Origin of the sequence: Candidatus Levibacter sp. Uisw_134_01, assembly GCF_047717795.1 — a bacterium.
Classification (GTDB): Bacteria; Pseudomonadota; Alphaproteobacteria; order Puniceispirillales; family Marisalimonadaceae; genus Marisalimonas.
The window spans coordinates 875377-899331 of sequence record NZ_CP159808.1; the positions used below are offsets into that span (position 1 = coordinate 875377).

At 29.0% G+C, this 23955-nt stretch carries 23 protein-coding genes; 13 read left to right on the plus strand and 10 right to left on the minus strand.

Annotated elements, in window-relative coordinates; genetic code table 11:
• Positions 1–3: 3 nt before the first annotated feature.
• The 3 genes from ABXT66_RS04645 to ABXT66_RS04655 are packed head-to-tail and all read left to right on the plus strand — an operon-like array spanning position 4 to position 6443.
• Positions 4–291 carry a WXG100 family type VII secretion target gene (locus ABXT66_RS04645; RefSeq protein ID WP_443644492.1) on the plus strand — a complete coding sequence of 96 codons (288 nt, stop codon included), beginning with the start codon at positions 4–6 and terminating at the stop codon, positions 289–291.
• A complete protein-coding gene (locus tag ABXT66_RS04650) occupies positions 288–2480 on the plus strand; it encodes a hypothetical protein (RefSeq protein WP_443644493.1) in 2193 nt (730 codons plus the stop codon). Before ABXT66_RS04645 ends, ABXT66_RS04650 begins: the two co-directional genes overlap by 4 nt.
• A 51-nt stretch (positions 2481–2531) precedes the next feature.
• Positions 2532–6443 (plus strand): tetratricopeptide repeat protein, encoded by a 3912-nt coding sequence (locus ABXT66_RS04655; protein WP_443644494.1) that lies wholly within the window; start codon positions 2532–2534, stop codon positions 6441–6443.
• 18 nt (positions 6444–6461) lie between these two features.
• Here the strand turns inward: ABXT66_RS04655 and ABXT66_RS04660 are convergent, their stop codons facing one another.
• From ABXT66_RS04660 to ABXT66_RS04670, 3 genes are read right to left on the minus strand one after another with little or no spacing between them, the layout of a single operon-like run.
• Complete coding sequence (locus ABXT66_RS04660; protein WP_443644495.1) at positions 6462–6860, minus strand: AAA family ATPase; 399 nt, start codon at positions 6858–6860, stop codon at positions 6462–6464.
• Positions 6861–6871: 11 nt separating this feature from the next.
• Positions 6872–10690, minus strand: coding sequence for a hypothetical protein (locus ABXT66_RS04665; protein ID WP_443644496.1), 3819 nt, complete (start codon positions 10688–10690; stop codon positions 6872–6874).
• Between the two features lie 59 nt (positions 10691–10749).
• Entirely contained in the window at positions 10750–10992 is a 243-nt protein-coding gene (locus tag ABXT66_RS04670) for a hypothetical protein (protein ID WP_443644497.1), read from the minus strand.
• A 118-nt stretch (positions 10993–11110) separates the two neighbouring features.
• On the opposite strand from ABXT66_RS04670, the gene ABXT66_RS04675 reads away from it, so the two are divergent.
• Entirely contained in the window at positions 11111–11308 is a 198-nt protein-coding gene (locus ABXT66_RS04675; protein ID WP_443644498.1) for a hypothetical protein, read from the plus strand.
• A 35-nt stretch (positions 11309–11343) separates the two neighbouring features.
• On the opposite strand, the gene ABXT66_RS04680 is transcribed toward ABXT66_RS04675, so the two are convergent.
• Positions 11344–11751 (minus strand): MAPEG family protein, encoded by a 408-nt coding sequence (locus ABXT66_RS04680; RefSeq protein ID WP_443644499.1) that lies wholly within the window; start codon positions 11749–11751, stop codon positions 11344–11346.
• A 111-nt stretch (positions 11752–11862) separates the two neighbouring features.
• Between ABXT66_RS04680 and ABXT66_RS04685 the strand changes: the two genes are divergently transcribed.
• Entirely contained in the window at positions 11863–12003 is a 141-nt protein-coding gene (locus tag ABXT66_RS04685) for a hypothetical protein (protein ID WP_443644500.1), read from the plus strand.
• Between the two features lie 33 nt (positions 12004–12036).
• Here ABXT66_RS04685 and ABXT66_RS04690 read toward each other — a convergent pair whose 3' ends face one another.
• The 3 genes from ABXT66_RS04690 to ABXT66_RS04700 all read right to left on the minus strand — a co-directional run bounded on the left by ABXT66_RS04690 (position 12037) and on the right by ABXT66_RS04700 (position 13525).
• Positions 12037–12336: a hypothetical protein gene (locus tag ABXT66_RS04690; RefSeq protein WP_443644501.1), complete on the minus strand. Its 300-nt coding sequence runs from the start codon at positions 12334–12336 to the stop codon at positions 12037–12039.
• A 4-nt stretch (positions 12337–12340) separates the two neighbouring features.
• Positions 12341–13039, minus strand: coding sequence for a glutathione S-transferase family protein (locus ABXT66_RS04695; RefSeq protein WP_443644502.1), 699 nt, complete (start codon positions 13037–13039; stop codon positions 12341–12343).
• Positions 13040–13144: 105 nt separating this feature from the next.
• Complete coding sequence (locus ABXT66_RS04700; protein WP_443644503.1) at positions 13145–13525, minus strand: hypothetical protein; 381 nt, start codon at positions 13523–13525, stop codon at positions 13145–13147.
• A gap of 317 nt (positions 13526–13842) precedes the next feature.
• On the opposite strand from ABXT66_RS04700, the gene ABXT66_RS04705 reads away from it, so the two are divergent.
• The 6 genes from ABXT66_RS04705 to ABXT66_RS04730 all read left to right on the plus strand — a co-directional run bounded on the left by ABXT66_RS04705 (position 13843) and on the right by ABXT66_RS04730 (position 18319).
• Positions 13843–14529, plus strand: coding sequence for a nitroreductase family protein (locus tag ABXT66_RS04705; protein WP_443644504.1), 687 nt, complete (start codon positions 13843–13845; stop codon positions 14527–14529).
• Positions 14530–14615: 86 nt separating this feature from the next.
• Entirely contained in the window at positions 14616–15263 is a 648-nt protein-coding gene (locus ABXT66_RS04710; protein WP_443644505.1) for an RraA family protein, read from the plus strand.
• A gap of 42 nt (positions 15264–15305) precedes the next feature.
• Positions 15306–16619 carry an MATE family efflux transporter gene (locus ABXT66_RS04715; RefSeq protein ID WP_443644506.1) on the plus strand — a complete coding sequence of 438 codons (1314 nt, stop codon included), beginning with the start codon at positions 15306–15308 and terminating at the stop codon, positions 16617–16619.
• Positions 16620–16675: 56 nt separating this feature from the next.
• Positions 16676–17098: a hypothetical protein gene (locus ABXT66_RS04720; RefSeq protein WP_443644507.1), complete on the plus strand. Its 423-nt coding sequence runs from the start codon at positions 16676–16678 to the stop codon at positions 17096–17098.
• 93 nt (positions 17099–17191) lie between these two features.
• Positions 17192–17710 (plus strand): redoxin domain-containing protein, encoded by a 519-nt coding sequence (locus tag ABXT66_RS04725; RefSeq protein ID WP_443644508.1) that lies wholly within the window; start codon positions 17192–17194, stop codon positions 17708–17710.
• Positions 17711–17740: 30 nt separating this feature from the next.
• A complete protein-coding gene (locus tag ABXT66_RS04730; protein WP_443644509.1) occupies positions 17741–18319 on the plus strand; it encodes an amino acid synthesis family protein in 579 nt (192 codons plus the stop codon).
• Between the two features lie 4 nt (positions 18320–18323).
• Here the strand turns inward: ABXT66_RS04730 and ABXT66_RS04735 are convergent, their stop codons facing one another.
• Genes ABXT66_RS04735 through ABXT66_RS04745 form a run of 3 tightly spaced genes read right to left on the minus strand, consistent with a single transcriptional unit; the run spans position 18324 to position 21989 of the window.
• Positions 18324–19241: an isopenicillin N synthase family dioxygenase gene (locus ABXT66_RS04735; RefSeq protein ID WP_443644510.1), complete on the minus strand. Its 918-nt coding sequence runs from the start codon at positions 19239–19241 to the stop codon at positions 18324–18326.
• Positions 19242–19301: 60 nt separating this feature from the next.
• Positions 19302–20804, minus strand: coding sequence for a cryptochrome/photolyase family protein (locus ABXT66_RS04740; RefSeq protein ID WP_443644511.1), 1503 nt, complete (start codon positions 20802–20804; stop codon positions 19302–19304).
• Between the two features lie 9 nt (positions 20805–20813).
• Entirely contained in the window at positions 20814–21989 is a 1176-nt protein-coding gene (locus ABXT66_RS04745; protein ID WP_443644512.1) for an enolase C-terminal domain-like protein, read from the minus strand.
• 128 nt (positions 21990–22117) lie between these two features.
• Between ABXT66_RS04745 and ABXT66_RS04750 the strand changes: the two genes are divergently transcribed.
• Both ABXT66_RS04750 and yczE read left to right on the plus strand, forming a co-directional pair.
• Positions 22118–23266: an alpha-hydroxy acid oxidase gene (locus ABXT66_RS04750; protein ID WP_443644513.1), complete on the plus strand. Its 1149-nt coding sequence runs from the start codon at positions 22118–22120 to the stop codon at positions 23264–23266.
• Positions 23267–23270: 4 nt separating this feature from the next.
• Positions 23271–23954, plus strand: coding sequence for a membrane protein YczE (gene yczE, locus ABXT66_RS04755; RefSeq protein WP_443644514.1), 684 nt, complete (start codon positions 23271–23273; stop codon positions 23952–23954).
• Position 23955 lies beyond the last annotated feature (1 nt).

Genomic DNA, 23955 nt, shown 5'->3' on the forward strand with positions numbered 1-23955 from the left:
TTAATGGTTAAATTTAATATAAGACCTGCAGAATTACAAACTATGATTGGTAAGCTTGGTCAATTTCAGAATAGTATGAATAATTTAAGTAATCAAATGAGATCAACGGCACAGAGTCTTGGTTCTACCTGGAAAGATCCTCAATATCATGCTTTTATTGCTAGCATTGATGGTATGTCTAAAACCATGAAAGGAAGTGCTCAAGCAATGGAATCAATGAGAAAAAATTTAACTACTCTCAAAAGGAATTTAGAAAGATCAGAACAAGAGTATAAGAAGTTAAATCCGTGATAAATAAAAGATACAATAAACTTTTTAATAATTTTGAAGTTTTAAAACAAACAGATGCCAAATATCGAGTTTCTCTTGATAATATAGCTCAAGTTAAAAAAGAACTCAAAGACATCAAGAATATAGGCAAATTTACTTCTAAAAAAAGTAATGTTTTTTTTGATGATATAAAACTAAACTATAACCAAATTGACACTGAATTAAATCATTTAAGAGATGCTGTTCTAACGGATCAAATATTTGATAATTCTGAAGTACAGATCTTAAGTAATAAATTTAATGATATTTTTGATACTTCTCATTCGCTTAACTTAATTAAAAATGTTTTAGATAAAAAAAATATAATCACTGATATTTTATATTTAGAATTACACGAGTCACAAACGTCTTTTTCTAAAATTTTTAAAATAGAATTAAATAATCTATTGAATGAAAAAAAAACAATAAAAGGTATTAACAACGATTTAATAAACTTTAAAAATATTTTGGATAGATACACAGAATTCGATCAAAAAACATTTGATGAAATGAAGAATAAAAATGGTGTGGATATTAGTGTATTACTCTCAAACAAAAAATATATTGCAAATATTTTATCTGCAAAACAGATAGATAATGTTGAAAATTATATTAAACTGATTTTCACAGAGATTAACAGTTTTAATGAAGCTTTTACTGATTTATTTGAAAAGTATCAAAAACACATTAATTCTTCTGCTGGTCAAATAAATAAAAAAATTAAAGAAAATTTAGAAAATAAAACTCTTAAAAATGAAATTATTTTAAAAGATATAGAAACTATATTAAAGGCAAATAAAAAAGCATATGAAGAATCTTTAGATAAAAAAGAAGCTGAAGAAGAAACATTAAGACTTGAAAAAGAGGCTGAGCAAGAAAGATTAAGACAGGAAGAAAAAACGAGATTAGTTGCTATTGAGAAGGCCAAAAAAACTGCGGAACTAGCACAATTAGAGGCGCAAGAAAGAAAAGAAAGACAAGAAAAATTTTATACCTTTTTAGGTTACTTAATTGTGATTGTAGGTTCTCTATTATGTCTTTGGGGTTTATGGGAATTAAGTGTTTATATTTGGCTAAGTTATGCTGGCATCGTCGTAAATACTATTGGAGCTGCGTTAGCAATCATTTCTGCTATTGTTTTTTTTGGAGCTTCAAAACTTTTAGGTGTAATTTTTTTCGTTGTAACTGCTTTTATTTATATCTTTTTAGATGACCTTGTCCCTATTACAGACATTAAAACTAATAATAAAACAGAGATTATCAAAAAGTTAAAAGTACCTTCTAAAAATTCTTTAAATTCAAATCAGATAAAGAATTGCCCATCTTCTGGATACAAAGATAATTGTAAAGGAAGAATGAGTTACAGTAGTGGCGATACATATAATGGTTTTTTCAAGAATAATAAAAGGCACGGTCAAGGGACATATCATCACAAAAACGGTGATAAATACTCAGGAAATTGGAAAAATAGTAAGAAGCATGGTCGAGGAACTTATACTTGGAAAAATGGTAACAAGTATGTTGGACAGTGGCAAAATAGTAATATGCACGGACAAGGGGTTAAGACTTTCAAGAATGGAAAAATTCAGAGAGGCATTTGGAAAAATGATAAATTCATTGGTTCAAAAACAGAGAAATCCTTGTCTAAATATCAATCCAAAGCTAAAGACACTATTAAACTCAATCAAACTAATGAATGCCCCTCTTCTGGATATAAAGATAATTGTAAAGGAAGAATGAGTTACGGTGGTGGTGATACATATATTGGTTTTTTTAAAAATAATAAAAGGCATGGACAAGGTACCTATGTATATAAAAATGGAACAAAACTTACTGGTACATTTTATAAGGGTTTACCTTCATATGGAACAGAAACATATGGAGGTAAATGGAAGGGGGATAGATACACTGGAAACTTTGAAAATTGGAATAGATCTGGACAAGGAAATTACTTTTGGAAAAATGGTAACAAGTATTTTGGGCAATGGCAAAAGAATAAGCTGCACGGACAAGGGACTTTTACGTGGAAAAGTGGTAATAAGTATGTTGGACAATGGGAAAAGGGTAATCAGCACGGACAAGGGATTAAGACTTACAATAATGGAAAAATTGAAAAAGGAATTTGGAAAAATGGTAACTTTCTCTATGTACAAGAATCTCAAAATCCATAAGTTTATGTATTCAATAAACCATGATTAAAAAAGAAATAAACTATTAATATTATGGAAATATCAAACTGGTTAGAAGAAATAGGATTATCGCGTTATACTGAAACGCTTTCTGAATTTCCTTTAGAAGACTTAACTGAATTTACCGACGATGATTTTAAGGAATTAGGAGTTCTTACTCCTCACCGCAAAAAACTTCTTGCAGCCATAGCAACTCTTAATAATGATGCTTCATCAAATGATGTATCAACAACTTCTGACACCAACACATCATCTAGTTCTTTTTCTAATTTTATTAAAGATCTTCCTCAAGTTATAGCTATACCGCTTCACGAATACGCTGAAGAAGATCATCCAGGTATGAAACTTTGGGCAGCCTGTGATGCTATTGAACTCTTACTGAAGTTCTTGGTTATTATAGGTGCGGCTGATCGAAGGCAACATGGCGAACTAGATGATAAATTATTAAAAGATCTCTGGGGTAAGATTGAGATGCCTACGCTTGGTGCGTGGCTATCTATGGCGATATCTCTTGCGCAAACCAAAAGTAAACAGACACTTATGCTTCCTGAGATAGATAAGTATGTAAATGAAACCCTAAAAACATTACTCTATGGACCAGATAATCCGGGCACAGCCGACACCTCATTCCTCAAGCTTCGTAACCGTCTTGCACATGGAGGAGGCTTAACTAGAAAAGAAGCTGAGCGTTTAATTGGAATTTGGCAGGAACCTTTTGAAAAGACGATTGAGGCTTTAAGTTGGTTGTCAGATATTAATATCGTTGGCCTTGATGATAATGTTCCTATGGAACTTAAAGGAACATCACACAATCTAACGGCGGCACCTACTTTAGATGTGTCACGGTTTGAAGGTGATAGTGACGGAGTGTGGCTTGTAAGAGATAAAAACACTTTATCTCTCTGGCCTATGGCATTGTTTGGCTATCCTTCAGTATCAAATGCAAAAGGAAACGTTGATACAGGAGATGTAAACTCAACTCAAATATATGTTCGCAAAGACGTCGTTCAACTTCAATTTACGCCTCTAGGCGCAGAAGGCTTTAGCCACTCCGAAGCAGGTGTATCTGCTGTAGAAGCCTTCCAGTCTTTATTTAGTTTAAAACGTGCTAATCAAAAAGCATCAGAAAAGGCCTTTAAGATACAGGACTTTGGACGAGAGGTCCAAAAAGATGCCAATCAAATGGTAGGGCGCTTAGAAGAACAAGAGCATATAGAAAATAGCTTTAAAGATATAGAGCAGGGGATAGTATGGATTACAGGCCCTGCAGGAATAGGTAAGTCATTTTTAGTAGCACGACTAGCTCAAGATCTTATTGATAATAATACAGATGATAATAAGATTATCCTTCCTTATAGATTTAAATCTGGAGATGACGCACGTTGTAATAGAGATGCCTTTGCTAGCTTTGCCATTGAAAGACTAGTGGCAATGGGTGCATTGATTGACAATGTTAAGGTAGACGAAAAAGGGAAAGCCGAAGACCGCCTCAAATCCTGCCTGGATTATCTAAATAAAGATAAGAAAGTAATCTTTGTTTTAGATGGATTAGATGAGCTACTTTCGAGAGACGCTACCTTTGCTGAAGAGATACCTTTAGGCTTAGACTCAATGCGTATTACGTGGGTTTGCTCAGGTCGTCCTGAACCAGAACTTAAAAAAGCGTTTAGTAACTCTCGAGTTATTAACCCTTATCCTGATGGTCTTCCCGCCATGCAAACGCAAGACATAAGAAGTATGTTATTGGAACGTATTGGCTTGTTTAGGAATAAGCTTCTTGCTGGAGATAAAGAAAAAGGAGATGAGGTAGTTAATCCATTTATTGATCTTGTTGCGAAAAGAGCTGAAGGATTACCACTCTTTGTTAATTATGTGACCCAAGACGTACAACAGGGTAATTATCCACTAGACGGGACAGCCAATCTTCCAAAAGGACTTACAGCTTACCATGAAAAACTAATCGCAGGATTAGGTGTTGGTGCGTTACAAGCACTGCTAACCCCTCTTGTGGCCACACTAGCAATGGCAAATGAGCCCTTGGCTGAACAAGAAATAATTGCCTTTTTAAGATTAAGAGAAGAAATACCAGACGGAGAGGCTGGAGACAAACTAGTTGCAAAAGGACTAGCGGCTATAGCCAGTATGTTAAGACGTGCGCCTGATCCTGAAGGAGAAGATGGTTTTATGTTACACCATTTATCACTTCGAGAACATATTTTAACGACAGATACAATGAGCCACCATGTTGAAAAGTCTAGGAAGGCGTTTGCGAAAGCGGCTATGAGCCCTGATGATGAAGAGACTATATCGAATTATCTATACCGTACCGGTATAGATCATCTATTGAGCAATGATCAAGTTGATGATGCACGAGCAAAGCTGCTTGATATAGATTACTTAGGTAAGATGTTTAATCTTGGAAAACAAAATCTAGATATACTGCAATACTGGCTTAAAATAGGAGATGATGATCAGGGTCAAGGCTACATAGAGTCTGTAAATAAGTACTTGGAAAGAGACCTTAAAGAAGATGATCTTGATGTGCTCAAGAAGTTTTTACAATTATGTTTAGATTCCGGTTGGTCTGCAGTGGGAGTGGAAACCGGAGAATTAATAACAGAAGTAAGTAGAACTTTGTTAGGTGCAGATTATAAAAAAATTCTAAACTGTTTAGGGATTTTAGCTGAGCTATATAAAAATAATGGTCTATATAATAAATCAGAAAAATTACTTAACGAAGTATTAATATCACAAAAAGATTTACTTGGTGTAGACCATATAGATACGTTAGGAACCACCATAAATTTAGGAGAATTGTATAATAATACAGGTGATTATATTCAGGCTGAAAGTTTACTTAAATCAACATCTGAAATATGTAAAAAAAATTTAGGTGAAAATCATAATTACACATTGATGGCTATGCATAATTTAGCGGTGGCATTTGACAATTTAGATAAACCTGAAAAAGCAGAGATAATTAATTCAAAAATATTAGAAGTAAGAAAAAAAATGTTGGGTTTAGAAAATACAGATACTATAACTTCGATGAATAATTTAGCTATGAATTATTTAGCAATGGAAGATTATAAAAAAGCCGAACCTTTATTAAGAGAAGTTTTAGAGCTTAACGAAAATTTATTGGGTTTTGAACATCCAAACACTCTTTCGTCTATAAATAATTTATCGGTATTATTAAGTAATATTGAACATTTCAGTGAGGCAGAGACGTTGCTAAAACGCAACTTTAATGTTTCTAAACGTATACGTGGCGAAAGTCATCCAGACACTATATTAGCAATGAACAATCTAGGTTGCTTATATTTAGATGTAAAAAAATATGAGGATGCTGAAGCTGTATTTATAGATGTGACAAAGTTACAAGAAAGTATTTTGGGATTAAATCATCCCAATACAGAAGTTTTTTTTCAAAATCTCATAGAGCTTTATGATCAAACAGGACAAGTAAATAAATCTATACCATTTCATGAAAAAATTATAAAAATAAAAGAAAATTCTTTAGGTTTAACACACTTAAAAACATTGAACTCCAAGCAAAACCTTGCAGTAATATTGGGAAGTAATAATGAATACAGAAAAGCCATTCAGTTACTTAAAGAGGTTCTTTTAATCAGACGTGAAAAAGTTAATGGTAACCCAAACGATGATCCAGATGATTTAAGCGTTCCTTTTTTGTCATCAACTTTATCAGCATTAGGAAAAGTATGCGGACAAGATAATTGTTATGAAGAAGGTATTACTTATCTTCAGGAAAGCATTGAGATTAGGCGTAAATTATTAGCGGATAATAGAATACCATATAAACAATTAATAATGGTTCTTGATAGAATTAAAGAAATATACAAATTAAGTGGGAAAGAAGAGAAGCTTTTAGAAATTGAATCTGAAATTAAGAAAATTATACTTGATAATAAAAAATCATAATAAATTAATTAAAAATACCTAATTAAGTTTTATATCAAACCTCTCTTTCATACGTTGAATAGAAGAAATAGGTACGTCATGAATTGACTTACCTTTGTGTCTGTTTTCTAAAATTACAGATACAAACTTTACATTTAATTTTTTAGCTAAATCTTGATATTCTTTAACTTCTTTTTGAGATGTCATTGTATTGCTAACTATAACTGATTTTCCATTTTCTAACTCTTCTTTTACAGATTGATAACAATATTGATGTGCTTTTTTCAATAATTTAAAATCATATTTATTATTATTAAATTTTTCAAAATATTGATCTGCTTCAAAGAATTTTAAATTAAGTGATTTTGCAAAAGAAGTTTTACCAGATCCTGGAAGTCCTCTGAATGCATAAAGAATAATTTCATTTGTTTTGTTCATAATAAAAATATTCAATTAAAAATTTCTTTAATATTTTGTTTTGAGTAAACCGCATTTTTAAACTTTGAACTAAAAGCATTTTTAAAAATATCTATAAAAAATTTATCTTCTATTTTTTCAAAATCATTAAGTAGATTATATAACTTACTTGATAAGTCTAAAAACGTATTTTCATCTTTTTCAAATTTAGCTATTTCCATCAAATCTGCAAATGACGTAAAGATTTGTTTTTTACTTCCCAGATCAATTTTATTGTTAAGTAGTCTGATATTTTCATTATATTGTTGCTTGCTATTTTTTAAGTTATCATCTTTAGATTGATTGGTTTTATGAATATTAAAATATATTTGACCTAAAATATTCCTAGAAAAAATTATACCAAAAATATCTTTGTTTTCTTCATTAATTATAAACCATTGTTTAGTAGCTTCTAAAGTTTCGTTAGATATGGGGTTTTCAGTAAATAATAATCTTGATAAGGATCCATAAGATCTTGCTAGTCCTGGTTTATCACTTAATTGTTTTTTGATTTCAATTGATTCATTAATATAATCTTTTGATTTTTTATCACTAGAAAAATGATTAGCGAATGTAGTAAATACTCTAGATTTTACGGATAAAAATTGATTGTCATTTTCATTTAATAAACTCTTTATACATTTTGATAATAACAATTTACCTTTATCTAATTTTTTATGAAATTGAATTTCAATGAGCGCAGCATAATGTTCTATGTCACACACTAACCACTTATCTAATTCAGGGTCTTTTTTTACAATTTCAATAAAACTTTTAAGACCTTTATAATCTCTTAGGTTATAAAGTGTTCGCATAATAGGATAAATTAATTTATTTTTATAATTACTATATTCAAGCCATTTTTCGGCAATATTGGATAGATATTCTTTTTCAACAATTGTGCCGTTGTAAAACGATTTTTCTAATTCGATAAAATGTTTCTCAATTAACAATTGATTAAAAAGATCATTTTTATTTACTGAATTATAATGTTTTAAATAATTTAAACATTTTTCAATAATTACTTTAGCTTTTTCAAATTGGTTTAAAACACATAAATATGAACTAAAGTTTAAACCAGCATTAAGAGTATACTTTAAATTATTAGTTCCACTTTTTTCAAATAAATTAAAAATTCGTTCACTTTCGTTAGAATATTCTTTGTGATAATTTTTAATAGCCATGGCAGCGTTAAAACAACATGTTCTTTGAATTAAAGGAATATTATCTAATGTCTCATTTAAAGAAAAAACACTATTCAAGGTCACTAAGGTAGATCTATTTCTAAATTTAATTTTATTATTTGCGTTAGGTGTGTTTTCTATTATTCCAGTTTTTATACTTATATCCTCAATAGTTTTAGCTGTTTCAATTAAGCTTAAACCAGTAGCATCTGACAGAACTTTTAAATTAAATTGATAACCTAAACATGCTGATATTATAAGAAAAGTTTTGTATTCAGGAAAGTTTTGTAAACTCTCAGTTATAGTATTCTCTAATGAAATCATTTCATCTTTTAAAATATTATCTTCAATTTTTTTATGTATATCTAGATGCCACTGAGTATCTAAATAAATTGAATTACTTCTTTGTAAGTTTTGAAAAATAAGCTCTATATCGTTTAAAGTGGTTTGATCGTCTGTTTCATTTAAATACTCTATTATTTTTTCGGCAAGGATAACGTCAGAATTAAGTTCTTGTTTTAAGTAATTTAATAAATCTTCAGGCATCAAATATTCAAGTGTAAAAGTATTGTTAAAATTTAAGTTTGGTAATAATTTAGTTCCTATAAAAATAAAATTAATGTTTAGTTTAGTGTTATAATTCTTAATTTGGCATAACCACTTGAAACTCTCTTTATCTAAATAATTCAAACCAGATATTAATATACAAACATTCTTTTGATTATTAAATTTATCAAAAAATTCTAAACTAGCCGCCTCAAGTATATGATCCAACGAGGTTTCTTGATTTGATTGGTTTGTTGCCATGTTTAATAAACTACTAAATGGTATAAAATTAGTAATGCTATCTATTGTATCTTCTATAGACTGATTAGTTTTACCATCAATTTTTTTTTCAAGTAGTTGATTGATTAAATCAAAAGATGAATTTTCATTGTGGCATTCAATCTCTACAAATAAGAAATTGTCTTTTAAAGATTGTTTAATTAATAATCTTCCACTTGTTTCATCTATAGTTTTTAAAAAAGTAAATTTTATTCCAGTAGTTTTTTTAATTTCTAATAAGTTATCTTTCTTTAAATGAGGGTGTATCCATTTAATTAATTTATTATTTGTTTTGTTTGGTGGAGATGAACTTTGGTTTTTATTAAACATTAACTTTGATAGGACATAATTAACTAGTAATAAAAAAGATGTGATGTAAATGTATGTATAATTTAATGAAACAAGACTCATAAAAAATAAAATGCTTAATAACACAATAAGATAAGTTGAAAGTTTGATTTCTGATTTATCTATATTTTTTCCAAATTCATAGAAGTTTAGTGAAAAAATAATAATTGGAATTATAAACTGAGTAGCATTTTGAAAACTGCCTTCGTAAATGACAAACGAAGTGATAAACCAAGAAATTATACCAAAAGAAAAAACAATACCAATTATTCCCGAGTTACTAAAAATCAATTGAAAATAGTTAGATTTTTTAAATTTTAATTTTAGTCCATGTATAAAAATAAATGGTAAGAATAAAAAAATTATTGATATTATTATTACATACCAAAAGCTTAAAATTGCTAAGGTTTCTGGTGGAGGCATTGAAATAATAGAATTTAAACCAGGTATAATAATATATGGAGATAATCTAGATATGATGAAACTTAATGATAAAATAGATAGAAATTGTAAGTTTTTTTCTGGGTTATAATTTGTTTTTTTCCGATATAGTATGAAACCGAGAATGATAGCAATAATTAAGAATGAAAAATTTATCGATATTATAGGATTTAATAAGTTAGTCCTATCTCTGGAAAACCCCATATTTCTATAAATTTTAATGGGGTTTAATTGATCAGGCTTAAAATATGACCCTTTGATTACATAAAAAGCATCTTTTGAGAAAGAAGAGTTTTTTTCAATATTAACTAAAAGTAGATCATTTGTATCAAATGATTTAAAAAATGATTGTAAATGCTTTTCATTTAAATTTCCTGATTTAAAGTCAGAAATATCATTTTCATTTAAATTATTTTTAACAAAGGCATCGTTTACTTCTTTTTGGTTATGGACAAAAAATTGAGGGCTCTGATTAAATAGATATAAAGCCTCATTTTCTAATGCGTAATCAAGAGGATTGGATATGAATATAACGTCTAATTGTTTTCTTTCTTTTTCTTTCAAGGTTTTTAATAAATTTTCGACACCTTGATTAGATGACATAACATTATAATCGTCAAATAACTCGTATGTACCAAAAGCAACAGAATTTGTAAGAAAGTTATTATTAAAAAATCTAGATAGGGGAAAAATACCAAAAAAAGTATCAGAAGACATATCTAACTGTTGTCTAATATCTTCCTTTAAACCTCTAATTTTAAGAAGAATATTACTTGTAGGTGTGGTTTGTTTGATTTTACTTTCTAAAGCATGAAGCTTGTTCAAAGCTTTTGAAAAAAGCTTGTGGTTACCATTTTCTTCTAGTGCAATCCAATAATAAGATTCTATAGTATTTAATTCATCAATATAATTAGTATTTTTTTCTAAACTTATAGCCATGTTAGAGAACAATAGGGATAAGAATAGATAGAAGATTGCTAAAGTATTAGATAATTTAAATTCTATTATTTTCATAAATATTTATCCAAATAATTACTAGTATGATTAATGACATAAAATAAATTTATTTTAAATTAGAATTTTAATATTTTCATAGCTTCAAATCTCAAATCTAAGTTTTTTTTAAAATTAATATCATTTGAATTAGATTTTTTCTTTTCTTCTTCATAACAGTTAAAACAAAGTTCTATTTCACGTCCTAACATTGAAACAAAGATTTTTGTTGGGATAGTTTCATGTAAAAAATCTGGATGAGGATTTTCAGTTCTCTTGCACCACATGCATTTTGCATTCTTTTTATTATATTTAAAGTTCATTGCTTATACTTTTTATTTAATAAATAACAATTGTGTATATAACTATTTCATAGACAATATTTAAAATATTTAAATTTTAAATCAATTTAATTTAATATAAATACCCATAGGTTAATTTATGACAAATTGGAAAACAGACTTTGAAGTAAAGTTTTGTTTAGAATTTATCCACGATGACGGTAAAAAAGAATTTATAAATAAATCATTAATTGTAGAAGCTGAAAACAAAGAAAAAGCTATTGAAATAATTTTTCATCAATATGAAAATAGTAAATTTTTAAAAATTAATGAGGTAATAAAAATTTGGAAATATTAAATTTTTACCAAATTTCATATTATAAATTCATTTATTTAGATTATAGATAATAATAGTAGAATAGATAATAAAGCTAAACCTAAATAGGTACTTACCATTCCAGAAATTCTGAGAAAAGGATTATAATCGTAAAAAGCAAAACAAATTGCGTGTGCAATTCTACCATAAGAAAAAACTAAACAAATTATTAGTAAGTAGTTAAAAGATACTAGTTCAACACTTTCAGAAATATATAAAAGTATTAAAAAAAGAGGAACATATTCTGAGAAGTTACCATGAGCTCTAACATTTCTATCTAATTTAATAGCTGGCACTTTTTTATCCATTTTAAATATTAATTTCATAACAGGACTTCCTCTCAGGTAACCTATGCGAACAGATAAAAATAAATAAAAAATAGTAAATAATGATGCAAAAAGAGACGTAAGTGGAATGTTATTCATCACAATTTCCTTATAAATATATGTTTATTGTTGATAATAATTAAGTAAATTTAATCATTAGCATAAATTTATGTATTTTGAGTCTATTAAATTTTTTCTTGGGGTTTTAAAATGAAAAATAAATTATTAAATTGGCACATAAATTTAATTACTAAAGTACAAAAAATTACTGGTTTATCAAATTATCAAATTATTTGGCTAAGCTTTATAGAAGGGATGATAATAGGATTTTTGATTGGATATTATCTATAGAGTGTTTAATAAAAGGCAGAAACACTAAGCTATCTAAAAAATATCTTTGTAAAATTCACTTTCATCAAGCTGTTTTGGGTTTTTTATCCCAGTAATAGCCCAAAACTTATTTAACATATCTTCAACATCTGATTTTGTAAAATGTATCTTGATCCATTTGTTATTTTTAATTTTTTCTGTTTTTACACTTGGTAAATCCACAGGTAATTTTGCTCTATTGAACACTGCACATTCATATGTTTTTTCATTTTCAATCTGAGAAAAACTAAGAACATAATAATTATAGTCTAATTGACATTTTCCATTAACAAAATTTAAATCTTTAAATATCATTGTTTTAATTTACAAATCGATTTATGTCCGACATATGTGCTGGCAAAGCTCTTTGAAGAACACGCGCAACGTCAATTACATATTTTTCAGCAGGTTTAGGATATCTTAGCTCAGAACTTAAGTATAACTTAATACCAGTTTGATTAATGACTTTTTCATATATGGATAATAGAAGAGGGGTATTTTTTAAAAGATCAGGTATCCATTCTACATAAGAACTCAAGGCTTCTGTCAAAATAATATCTGCAAATGAAATTTTGTTACCAACACAAAAATTATTTCCGTTTTCTTTTATTCGCAACTCAAATTTCGGAGAAAATTTATTAAAACGTTCTTGTAACATTTTAATAGCTATTTCTTTAGAAGGTTGAAATGCAGCCTGCATAGCTGCTTCAGCAAAGTCAGTTATTGCACCAGCAAACATATCACAATAAAGAGCTTCTTTATCATTCTCTCCATAATATCCTCCAATTCTGGCAAGGTATCTAATCATTCCACTTGATTGACTTAAGTTCATTCCATTAATTTCTAAAAGAGGCATTTGGTCAAATGGAAGTTTACCAGAGCCTCTGAGTTCAATAAGGTTCTCAGGCGTGGTAATAGGAATATTATTAAAACTAATTTGATTAATTGCCAACATCCATCTTGTAGTTTCTGCTCTGCCACGACCTAAAAAATAATGGAGTTTAACTTCTTTTGACATTATGTGACCTTTAAAAAAATATTGATTATGATGAAAGTGAGATGAAATGCATTCTTATAAATAAGACTTATGTTATTTCATTATTAACGTTAAATTAAAAGAAAATTATTTTTTATTAATACAAGATAACTCTTCGGGTAATTTTTTTAACTCTATTGTACCTTCGCTCAATAAAACCGGTTTTAGCCTCATAGTACTTTTATCTAAATGCCAAGCAAAATCAACACCCAGAAAAGCATACTTATCTTCAAATAAAATAAATGAGTTTGATTTTTGTCCAACTATGCTTCCAATCTCTATAAATTTATTTTTAATTTTTTTGAATGCATAATCATAAAAATGATTATTATTATTTTTAAATGAAAATTCTAATAAATTAGATTTGCTGTCGTTGCTACAAATAATGTTAGCATTGCTTTCAGTCGCAAGCGAGGGTTTTATATAATAAAAAAATATTAAAAAAACGACACTGAATAATATTCTCATATCTTATTTTAAACATGATTTTTTGTTAAATTCAAATCATAAAAATAGTAAATTATTTGTTATTTAAATTACTTGATTGTTAAGATGAGTCTGTATTTAATAATATATGTTTTTAAATTAAGAATTCTGAGGTGCTTGTGAAGAACAATAATCAAATTAAGTTTATTTCGTTTAAATTTGGAAAAAATAATTTAAGGTTTAGAAAAGATTACTTTAAATACTTTCTTATATTTATAGTTGTATTTTTTGTAGCACTCCCTTACGCCGATTTGTCCATACCAAAGCATTTTTTATCAAATTTATAGAGTTTCTTCGTTATGGATATAAATAATAAACTTTATCAGCCTATTTCACCTATAGAACAAAAAGCAGTCTCAAATTCTGATATGGAATCCATCTCGAATAAGCATTTATTAAAAATGCAATCAAGACACACAATTAGAGATTTCTCTGATAAAAATGTTTCTTATTCTGTTATAAAAAATTGTATAAAAGTCGCATGTTCTGCTCCAAGTGGAGCAAATCTGCAGCCATGGCATTTTGTAGCAATATCAAATCCTAGTATTAAATCTCAAATAAGAAAAGCAGCTGAAATTGAAGAACAGAAGTTTTATAATGATATTAAAAAAGATGAATGGTTAAAAGCGCTTGAGCCCTTTGGAACACATTCAGATAAACCACATTTAGAAGTAGCTCCTTGGCTGATTGTAATATTTTCTGAAAGATATGGACAATTAGCTGATGGAACAAAAAGAAAAAATTATTATGTGCCAGAAAGTGTTGGTATAGCAACAGGATTTCTTATTTCAGCATTACACTTGTCTGGATTATCATGTTTAACGCATACTCCTAATCCAATGGGCTTTTTAAGTAAAATATGTAATAGACCGCCTTCAGACAAAGCCTCTTTAATTCTTGCGGTAGGACATTCTGCTAAAGATGCTAAAATTCCTTTAGCGTCTACTGTAAAAAAACCATTTAATGAAGTTGTATCTGTGTTTTAATGTTTCATAAAAACACTCATAGACTATAAAAATATTTATAATGCCAATAATTTATTTTTGTAAAAAACATAGTATAGGAATTTCAAATGAATAATCTAATTGATCGTCTGTCTAAATGCTATGCAAGTGCTATTCACGATGTCTTAAGAGAAAAAGGTTACGGTAATTGTGTTCTTCCTCCAGAAATTCAAGCCCTAGAAAAAGGTCAAAAATTGTTTGGAGAGATTTATACAATTTCTGGTCATATTGATTATAGTCTATCACGTCATGAATCTCTTTTGCTTTGGTCTCAAGTTTTATCCAAAGTTCCTTCTGAAAAAGTGATAATATGTCAACCTAACACACATTCAATTGCTTTGATGGGGGAATTGTCTGCTAGAGCCTTAATGGTTAAAGGTACTAGGGGTTATTTAATGGATGGTCATTGTAGAGATGTAGAAGAAATCTTATATGCCAAATTCCCTGTTTTTTGTAGGCTTTCAACTGCGGCTGATATTGTTGAACGTTGGAAATACGATTCTCTAGGTCATCCAATTACTATAGGAACTGTAACAATCCATTCTGGAGACTATATAATTGCTGATATGGATGGAGCTGTCATTATACCTAATAAAATTGTTGAAGAGGTAATTAGTAAAACTGAGGAGGTGATGGGTACTGAAAGCGAAATGCGACAAGCAATATTAAATGGAATGGACCCTGAACAAGCTTATTTAAAATTTAGAAAATTTTAAATTTACCAAATGGTTATTATTATTATATATGCTTAAAATGCAATGTTAATAAATCGTAAAAAAGTGTGGTCATTATCATGGCCTCTCATAATAGCAAATTTTACAATACCTTTAGTAGGACTGACTGATACTATTATAATGGGTCATATGCCAGATAGTTTGTATTTAGCAGCAATCGCTATAGGTGGCATTGTTTTCAACTTTATGTATGCCGGATTGAATTTCTTGAGAATGGGAACGACAGGTATCGTAGCTCAAAAATTTGGAGAGAATAATTTTGAAGAAGTTTTTTTTAGTTTATTAAGACCTACATTAATAGCCGTTTCAGTTGGTTTTATACTCTATTTAAATAGAAAATATATATATGATCTATCAGTTTATTTTTTAACTCCTGATCAACAATTAGTCACACTTTATAAAGAATATCTCTTCATCAGAATGATAGGGTTACCAGCAGGTTTATTGAATATAGTGTTTTTAGGTTGGTTTTTTGGTATGCAAAAAACTAAATCAGTTATGTTACAGTTGGTTATTATTAACCTTATGAATGTTATTGCTTCATTATATTTAGCCGTTTATCTTGAATATGGTATTTTTGGAGTTGCTTTAGGTAGTGTATTAGCTCAAATTTCAGGTTTGCTTTTATCAATTATTATTTTTTTAAATCATTTTAAAACATTAAATTTTAGTTCATTCGACTTAAAGAAAATAATTAATTTAAATGGTTTCCTTAACTTGTTTTCAATAAGTAAAAACTTATTTGTGAGAACTATGCTATTAGTGTCGGTGCAGGCTTATCTAATTAAAAAATCAGGCTTGATAGGGGTTGATCAATTAGCAACAATGGAAATCTTAATTGTTATTTTTGGACTTTCATCTTATACCCTTGATGCTTTTGCTCATGCTGCAGAATCGACTGTTGGAGTATCTATTGGATCAAAAAATAAAAAAAATATTTATAAATCGATAAAAAATACAACTGAGTTTGCTTTGTCTTTCTCCGTATTAATTGGTATAGTTTTGTATATAACTGATTATTACATCATTAATTTGTTTACAAATATTCCTATTTTACAAAATTTAACAATTGATCTTTGGACATTAGTAATTATAACTCCCTTTATTTCAATGTTGGCTTTTCAATTAGATGGTATTTTTATTGGCGCAACATTAGCAAAGGAAATGAGAAATAGCATGATATTATCATCCCTCATTTTTTATTTAATCATAGAATTTATAATTCAAGATACTTTAAACCTAAAAAATTTATATTCTTGTTTTCTTTTATTTTTAATTTTAAGAGGTGTCTTTTTAACTTTTTATCTACCTCGAGTTTTTAAATTAATTAAAAATTAATTATATTTTTCTATAACTTGGTTTAAAATAATTACTTAATAAATAAGGCACTTAAAATGATAAGCGAATTTAAGAATTTTGATAAATTACTCTTTAGACGGTTAATTCTGCTTATGGTATCTACATCAATCTTAACTGTTTTAATTCCGAATATTTTTAATTTTGAAAAATACTATGGCCTAAGCCGTTTTATTGATCAAGGTTATATTGGAGTATTTCTAAATAATAAATTAGAGTTTTTTTTAACTTTATTTATGTCTTTTTTTTCTTTAACAAGTTTTATTTTAATCTATTTTTTTATATCAATTGGAAGGTTTTTTTTTCTAATTTATATGATTTTAAATTTTTTAATCATTGTTTTAGGTGGGGATAATATTAATTATGGAATTTTATATCCTCTTGATTGGATTAAAAATATTACAGAAGCTTTCTTAATATATCATATGTTTATTGGAAACTTTAAAAAGAATTTTCAATAAAAAAATTATAGCTTATATTACAAAATATGATTTGTTTTTGTAAAAATTTTAAATATAAATTCTAATTGTTTCATATTATTTTAAGGGTTTAAAATGACAAATAAAATTGTTCCTGGTCAAATGACACCACCGCTTTCACTGAATACTATTATGGATAACCAATGGGCTTTAGAAGGCAACTTAAACAAGACTAAGACTATGATAGTTTTTTACAGAGGGTTGCATTGCCCTATATGTTCGGATTTTCTTAAAACAATAGATAATCAACTAAGTGATTATAAAAAATCCAATACTGAGGTAATTGCCGTTTCTATGGATAGCAAAGAAAGAGCGTTACAGGCTAAAAATGACTGGAATATTAAAAATTTGAATATTGCCTATGGTTTGACAGAAGAAAAAGCTAGGGAATGGAATTTATATATTTCTAGATCTATTAAAGAAGTAGAGGCAGAAGTTTTTTGTGAACCAGGTTTATTTATTATTAAAGAAGACGGTTCATTATATCTCGTAAATATCAGTAATATGCCTTTTGCAAGGCCTGATGTAAGTTCTCTGCCTGCAAAATTAATTTTCGCTGAAGAAAAACAATATCCCGTGAGAGGTAATAAATAAATTATTAAAATTTAGAAATAGGGTCTTTAAATGAATTTTAAATTAAGAAAAATAATTTTATTAAAAGAAGAAATTTTTCATGAAAATGGTCCACTTCAGTCTATTCCAAGAATAAGAGCAGCGGCTTTGGGTATTGTTTCTAACCCTTATGCGGGAAGTTATTATGAAGATCTGCAATCAGGGATGGAGCATCTTAAAGATCTTGGCTTAATGTTAACTGACCGTCTAATAGATACTTTGGGTGGTATTAATGGCATTGATGGGTACGGTAAAGCGGCTATTGCAGGAGAAAATGGAGAATTAGAGCACACAGCACTTTGGCATGTGCCAGGTGGTTATGCAATGCGTCAAAGGCTTAAAAATTCTAAAGCGATAGTTCCTTCAGCAATGAAAGTAGCAGGAATGGGATCATCAATTGATATACCTTTAGGTCATACAAATGCGGCATACGTTAGAAGTCATTTTGATGCATATGAGGTAAATGTAACAGATGCTCCAAGGGCAAACGAAATTATGTTTTGCTTAGCAATGACTAAGGGACCTAGGATAAACAGTAGAATGGGTGGTTTAGAGGCTGATGAAGTTGTTGGAAAAGACGGTTTGAGATAAAAAATTACTTAATAATTTTATGAATATATGTTGAATTATACCTTTGTGATAAATACTCACCGGCTAATATATTTTTATTTTCTGAAATGACTGTATCATATTGAGGGTTAAAGAAAAAAGGGATTGAAAATCTTTCTTTATTGCCTCCTATAACTCTATGAGGAGTAGCTTTAATTTGTTTTTTTGACCATATTTCAAGCATATCTCCAAAATTTACTATTATTTCCTTTTTGTCGGCGAAAACCTTTGTCCATTTTTTGTTAGGTAATTCCACTTCTAAGCCAGGTGTTCCGTCAGTAAACAAAAGTGTTAAACATCCATAATCTGTATGAGGTGCTATACCGTAATCTTTTTTTGACATCTTTTGTGATCTCTTTGGATAGTAATTACATCTTAACAACGCCATTGGTAATTCGAATTTATTTGCAAAAAAGTTACTTGAATAATTTAATGAAATCTCAATTTGTTTTAATATTGATATTGAAATTTCACTGCATGATTTATAAAATTCCATAATTTTGTTTTCAAACGAAGGGATCCCATCTGGCCAAATGTTTTTTGAATAATAGGGTAAATCTTGGAATTGATGGTTGACTTTAATATTCGGTCCACAGTCAAATATCTCCTTATTATCTGGATTAAAATCTGCATTAACTTGTTCTGCTTTTATTCCACCCCAACCTCTATTTGATGATGTTTTGGACATGTTTACTTTGTCTTTTTCATCTAAATCTTGCTTAAAAAAATCTCTGTATAAAGCAAAAACATTATTAATATTTTGAAAGTTTATAGGATAATTTTTTATTATTAAGAAACCGTAATCTGTAACAGCTTTTTTTAATTTCTTCTGTTCAATTTGATAGTCATTATGGCTTTCATTAGACAATGAATTAAAGTCTATCTTAGGAATTTGATTTAACATAATTAATCCCATAAATATATTATATAAATACTTTAAGAATTAAATTATTTTTGTGAAGTTTTATTTTTTTGTCATATTAGTTATAAAATTAGAGGCTTTGTCAAAAATCAATCTTTTTCGATCAATATTCATTCTTTCTAAAGAACCTACTAGAATTGAAAGTCGAGGATTACTTTTAAAATGAGAGATATTATCACTCATAAATTTCCAATATAAACCGTCAACTATATCACACCAACTGTCTTTTTTATAATTGCTCATCTTTAATATATAGTTAGAACCACATGAGTATGGTTTAGTTGCAAATATTCCTCCATCAGCAAATGTTCCCATTCCATAGACATTTGGTACCATGACCCAATCTGAAGAATCTACAAACATTTCCATAAACCATTTATAAATTTCATTAGGATGGATTTTTGATAAGTTCATAATATTACAAATTATCATAAGTCTTGGTATATGGTGAGTGTATCCAAATTTTATACAATCTTTTATAGCATCATCAAGTGGAGTTATACCAGTTTTCCCTTCATACCAATGATTAGTGAGCTTTCTATCATGTTTCCAATAATTTGATTTAATTTCTTCATTCCCTTTATAATGATAGACACCTCTTATGAACTCTCTCCAACCTATAATTTGACGAATGAAACCTTCTAGAGAATTTATTGGTATAGAATGTGTTTTGGAGAACTCTAAAGCTTTATTGACAACTTCATCTGGAGTTAATAAGCCCATATTAAGAACTGGGCTTAAAGCACTATGAAATAAAAAATTATTTTCAAATCTTATTGCATCTTCATAATCACCAAATTTTGAAAATTTATTCTCTAGGAAAAGATCTAACCATTCCAAAGAATCTTTTCTATTTGTTGGCATCCATAAATAGTCTAAAGAGCCTGGGTGTCCATGAAATGTAGAGTTTATTTTTGATTTTAATGATTTAAATTTATTGTCTTTTTGAATAATTGGAAAAGATGGAATTTCAATGTTTTTAGGTATTTTTTTTCTATTTTCTTCATCAAAAGACCATTTCCCTCCTATAGGTTTATTATTTTCATCAGTAAGAATGCAGAGTTTTTGTCTAATTTTTTGATAAAAACTAGCCATTCTTATAGTTTTTTTTTGACTTAAAGCGAAGTTTTCAAATTCCAATCTTGATGTGATAAACATTGGGCTTTGAATAATTTCAAAACTTAAATTATTTTTATTTATGAAATCATTTAATTGTGTCTCAAAAAAATGGTCTTCAACTTCGAAACATTTAACAATATTAATGCTTTCTTTTTTTACAACTTTAAGGAATTTTTTTTCAAAATCGTCTTTAAAATCATCATCTTCAATAGAATGATAATATACGTTAAATCCATTTTTAATTAAATTGTCTCTATATTGACGCATTGACCAAAGAAACATTAATATTTTTAATTTATGATGTTTATGTTTAGTTGTTAAGCCAAAATCTTCTGCCATGAAAATTGATTTTACTTTAGTTTTTTTAATGTGTTCAATAGGAAACAGTTGATTTCCTAATATTAGTAAAATTTTATTTTCAGACATTTAATTTATTTACTCATATATACTTATATTTGTTGTGTTTGCTGTGATGTAATCCCAATCATAAATAACCCCTAATCCAATTCCGGTTGGAACAGGAACACAACCGTCGCTTTCAATGCAATCTATCATATCTGTATAGCCACAAGTATAAACTGGTGCCATTGTGTTGGGACAATCAGGACCAACAAGTGCAACTTCATAGAAATTTGAATTTCTAGTAGCTGCCATTACATGTCTATGTGCTGGGCCACAAGCATGAATTTCAACATCAATTCCAAATGCTTCACCTAAATGAGATATTTTCATTGCTCCAGTTATTCCCATATCATACTCTGGATCTGATCTTAAGAAGTCAGTTCCACCGGCAATTAAAAAGTCACACTTAGGCTCAATTCCTCTAATATGCTCAGTTTGTAATATTGGAGTTTTTATCATCTCCCTGAGACGTTTATGAGAAAATGCTGAAACACCGCTATCTCTGTAAGGGTCTTCTAACCAAAAAAAATTAGCATCATCACATGCTCTTCCAACATAAAGGGCATCTGCAAATGTTCTTAATTGACAGGCAGGGTCAAGCATCAAGGTCATTTTATTTCCAACATGTTTTGCAACGTAAAGTACATTTTCAGCTTCTTCTTTTGCGTTTCCTTCATGCCACCCGTGTATTTTAAACGCCTTATAACCCATATCTAAACATTGAAAAGCAAAATCACCAAAAGCCTCTTTGCTATCTAAACCGCCGTTTCTATCACCATGATATGTACTTGCGTAAGCTGGAAGACGCTTTCTATAGCTTCCAAGTAAAATACTAATAGAACAATTTAATTTTTTTCCAGCCCAATCCCATAATGCTATATCTAGAGGACCATGACCCATATGATCAAATTGTCTTAATTCTCTTTTGAAATCATCATAGATTTTTTCTCTCTCCTCTGCATTATATTCTAATAATTTAGGTGCTAGCATTTTTGACTGGGCACAAGCAGCTTGATTACCTCCCCAATGTGTAACATATTCACCTCTACATCCATCATCAGTTTCTACAACTATGGCATATTTATCCATTTTAGTAATTTGACCTTTTGCATAACCCACAGCGCCAATTGTGTTGGCATTAGTCAATAAGCCTAGGTTTTTGACAGAATGTGTAAATTCATGTATTTCAACTTTTTTAATTTGTGTCATTTGTTTACCTTAAATAAAAATTGAATAGACAAAATCTAAAAAACTTATATGTTTTTATTTTCATCAGTTTTAGTAAATTTATTACTTTTAAAAATACTTACTACTCTAATCTATGTAAAGGATATTAAATGAATTTAAATGATTGCTATAATTTTCAAGATTTTAGAAAACTAGCAAAAAAACGTCTACCTTCTCCTATTTTTCATTACATTGATGGGGCAGCAGATGATGAAGTCACTTATAACAGAAATACAGCAGCTTATAACGATGCAGATTTAATCCCGAATGTCTTAAGGGGTGTTGAAAATGTTGACTTATCAACAACTATTTTTGGAAAAAAACTTGATTTACCATTCTACTGCGCACCTACAGCTCTTCAGAGATTATTTCATTATGAGGGTGAAAGAGCGGTAGGAAAAGCAGCTCAGAAATTTGGTACTATGTTTGGTGTTTCTTCTTTGGGAACAGTAAGTGTTGAAGAAATATCATCTATAGTATCGACACCTAAAATGTTTCAATTCTACTTTCATAAAGATAGAGGTCTTAATGATAACATGCTTGAGAGAGTTAAAGCAGCTAAATTTGACGTTTTAGCTTTAACTGTAGACACTATTACTGGTGGTAATCGTGAAAGAGACTTAAGAACAGGGTTTACATCTCCTCCAAGATTAACTTTGTCTAGTCTCTTTAGTTTTGCGTCTAAACCTATGTGGGCAATTAATTATTTAACAAAACCAAAATTTGAACTACCTCAACTACAAGACCATGTGAGTGAAGGTACTAATACAGCTACTTCTATAGGTTCTTATTTCTCTTCCATGTTAGATCAGTCAATGAATTGGAAAGATGCTGAAAAAATATGTTCAAAATGGGGAGGTCATTTTGCTCTAAAAGGTATAATGAGTGTAGAAGATGCCAAAAAAGCTGTTGACATTGGTTGTACAGGTATAATGGTTTCTAATCATGGAGGACGTCAGTTGGATGGAGCCAGGGCGCCATTTGATCAACTGGCTGAAATTGTTGATGCTGTGGGTGACAAGATTGATGTTATTTGTGAAGGTGGAATTCAAAGAGGCACTCATATCCTCAAAGCTCTATCAGTTGGTGCTAAAGCCTGTTCTGGAGGAAGAATGTATTTATATGCTCTTGCTTCTGCCGGTCAAGCAGGTGTTGAAAGAGCCTTAGGTTTGTATCGTAGCGAATTAGAAAGAGATATGAAGTTAATGGGATGCACAAATATTAAAGAGCTAAATAGATCAAATATAAAGTTTAGATAACTTTATGAACTTTTTAAATTTGAATTTAAAATCTTTCTTAAAAATATTTCTTGTTAGTTCAGTTCCTTTAGTCGATTGGAGTTCTTCTAAACCAAATAACTTAAAACCATCAATAAAAACATTTACTATTCTTTGTATAGGGCTCTTCATATTTGGGTTAGGAGAAAGCATTTTAGTTGTGTCTCAATATGGGGTTACACCTTGGACTGTCCTGGCAGAAGGTTTCGCTAAAAAAATAGATATTGGTATTGGTCTATCTACTTTTATCGTAAGCGTTATTGTATTATTTCTGTGGTTGCCTCTTAAGTTAAAACCTGGACTAGGTACAGTAATGAATATTTTTATTATTGCTATGACAATGGGGGGCACAATTCCTTTTTTATATTTTTTAAACAATTTTTTTAATGGATTATTTTTATCTTTTTTTGGAACATTTTTAGTCGGCTTTGGGAGTGGTATTTATTTAATTGCCAATCTTGGACCTGGAACCAGAGACGGTTTAATGACTGGTATATCAAAAAAATATAATAAGCCAATTAGTTTAGTAAGATTTAGTATAGAATTTTTTGTGGTTTTCTTAGGATGGATCCTTGGTGGAACCTTAGGTATTGGTACTTTGATATTTGCAATCTTTATTGGACCTTCTGTGTCATTAAGTTTAAAAATAGTAAGTTTTTTTAATAAGTAAA

Coding starts and splice junctions, on each gene's coding strand:
- yczE (WP_443644514.1), top strand. CDS start 23,271: ATGAACTTTTTAAATTTGAATTTAAAATCTTTCTTAAAAATATTTCTT.
- ABXT66_RS04715 (WP_443644506.1), top strand. CDS start 15,306: ATGTTAATAAATCGTAAAAAAGTGTGGTCATTATCATGGCCTCTCATA.
- ABXT66_RS04690 (WP_443644501.1), bottom strand. CDS start 12,336: ATGATATTTAAAGATTTAAATTTTGTTAATGGAAAATGTCAATTAGAC.
- ABXT66_RS04675 (WP_443644498.1), top strand. CDS start 11,111: ATGACAAATTGGAAAACAGACTTTGAAGTAAAGTTTTGTTTAGAATTT.
- ABXT66_RS04660 (WP_443644495.1), bottom strand. CDS start 6,860: ATGAACAAAACAAATGAAATTATTCTTTATGCATTCAGAGGACTTCCA.
- ABXT66_RS04670 (WP_443644497.1), bottom strand. CDS start 10,992: ATGAACTTTAAATATAATAAAAAGAATGCAAAATGCATGTGGTGCAAG.
- ABXT66_RS04695 (WP_443644502.1), bottom strand. CDS start 13,039: ATGTCAAAAGAAGTTAAACTCCATTATTTTTTAGGTCGTGGCAGAGCA.
- ABXT66_RS04645 (WP_443644492.1), top strand. CDS start 4: ATGGTTAAATTTAATATAAGACCTGCAGAATTACAAACTATGATTGGT.
- ABXT66_RS04735 (WP_443644510.1), bottom strand. CDS start 19,241: ATGTTAAATCAAATTCCTAAGATAGACTTTAATTCATTGTCTAATGAA.
- ABXT66_RS04680 (WP_443644499.1), bottom strand. CDS start 11,751: ATGAATAACATTCCACTTACGTCTCTTTTTGCATCATTATTTACTATT.
- ABXT66_RS04665 (WP_443644496.1), bottom strand. CDS start 10,690: ATGAAAATAATAGAATTTAAATTATCTAATACTTTAGCAATCTTCTAT.
- ABXT66_RS04745 (WP_443644512.1), bottom strand. CDS start 21,989: ATGACACAAATTAAAAAAGTTGAAATACATGAATTTACACATTCTGTC.
- ABXT66_RS04710 (WP_443644505.1), top strand. CDS start 14,616: ATGAATAATCTAATTGATCGTCTGTCTAAATGCTATGCAAGTGCTATT.
- ABXT66_RS04750 (WP_443644513.1), top strand. CDS start 22,118: ATGAATTTAAATGATTGCTATAATTTTCAAGATTTTAGAAAACTAGCA.
- ABXT66_RS04730 (WP_443644509.1), top strand. CDS start 17,741: ATGAATTTTAAATTAAGAAAAATAATTTTATTAAAAGAAGAAATTTTT.
- ABXT66_RS04740 (WP_443644511.1), bottom strand. CDS start 20,804: ATGTCTGAAAATAAAATTTTACTAATATTAGGAAATCAACTGTTTCCT.
- ABXT66_RS04655 (WP_443644494.1), top strand. CDS start 2,532: ATGGAAATATCAAACTGGTTAGAAGAAATAGGATTATCGCGTTATACT.
- ABXT66_RS04720 (WP_443644507.1), top strand. CDS start 16,676: ATGATAAGCGAATTTAAGAATTTTGATAAATTACTCTTTAGACGGTTA.
- ABXT66_RS04725 (WP_443644508.1), top strand. CDS start 17,192: ATGACAAATAAAATTGTTCCTGGTCAAATGACACCACCGCTTTCACTG.
- ABXT66_RS04685 (WP_443644500.1), top strand. CDS start 11,863: ATGAAAAATAAATTATTAAATTGGCACATAAATTTAATTACTAAAGTA.
- ABXT66_RS04700 (WP_443644503.1), bottom strand. CDS start 13,525: ATGAGAATATTATTCAGTGTCGTTTTTTTAATATTTTTTTATTATATA.
- ABXT66_RS04705 (WP_443644504.1), top strand. CDS start 13,843: ATGGATATAAATAATAAACTTTATCAGCCTATTTCACCTATAGAACAA.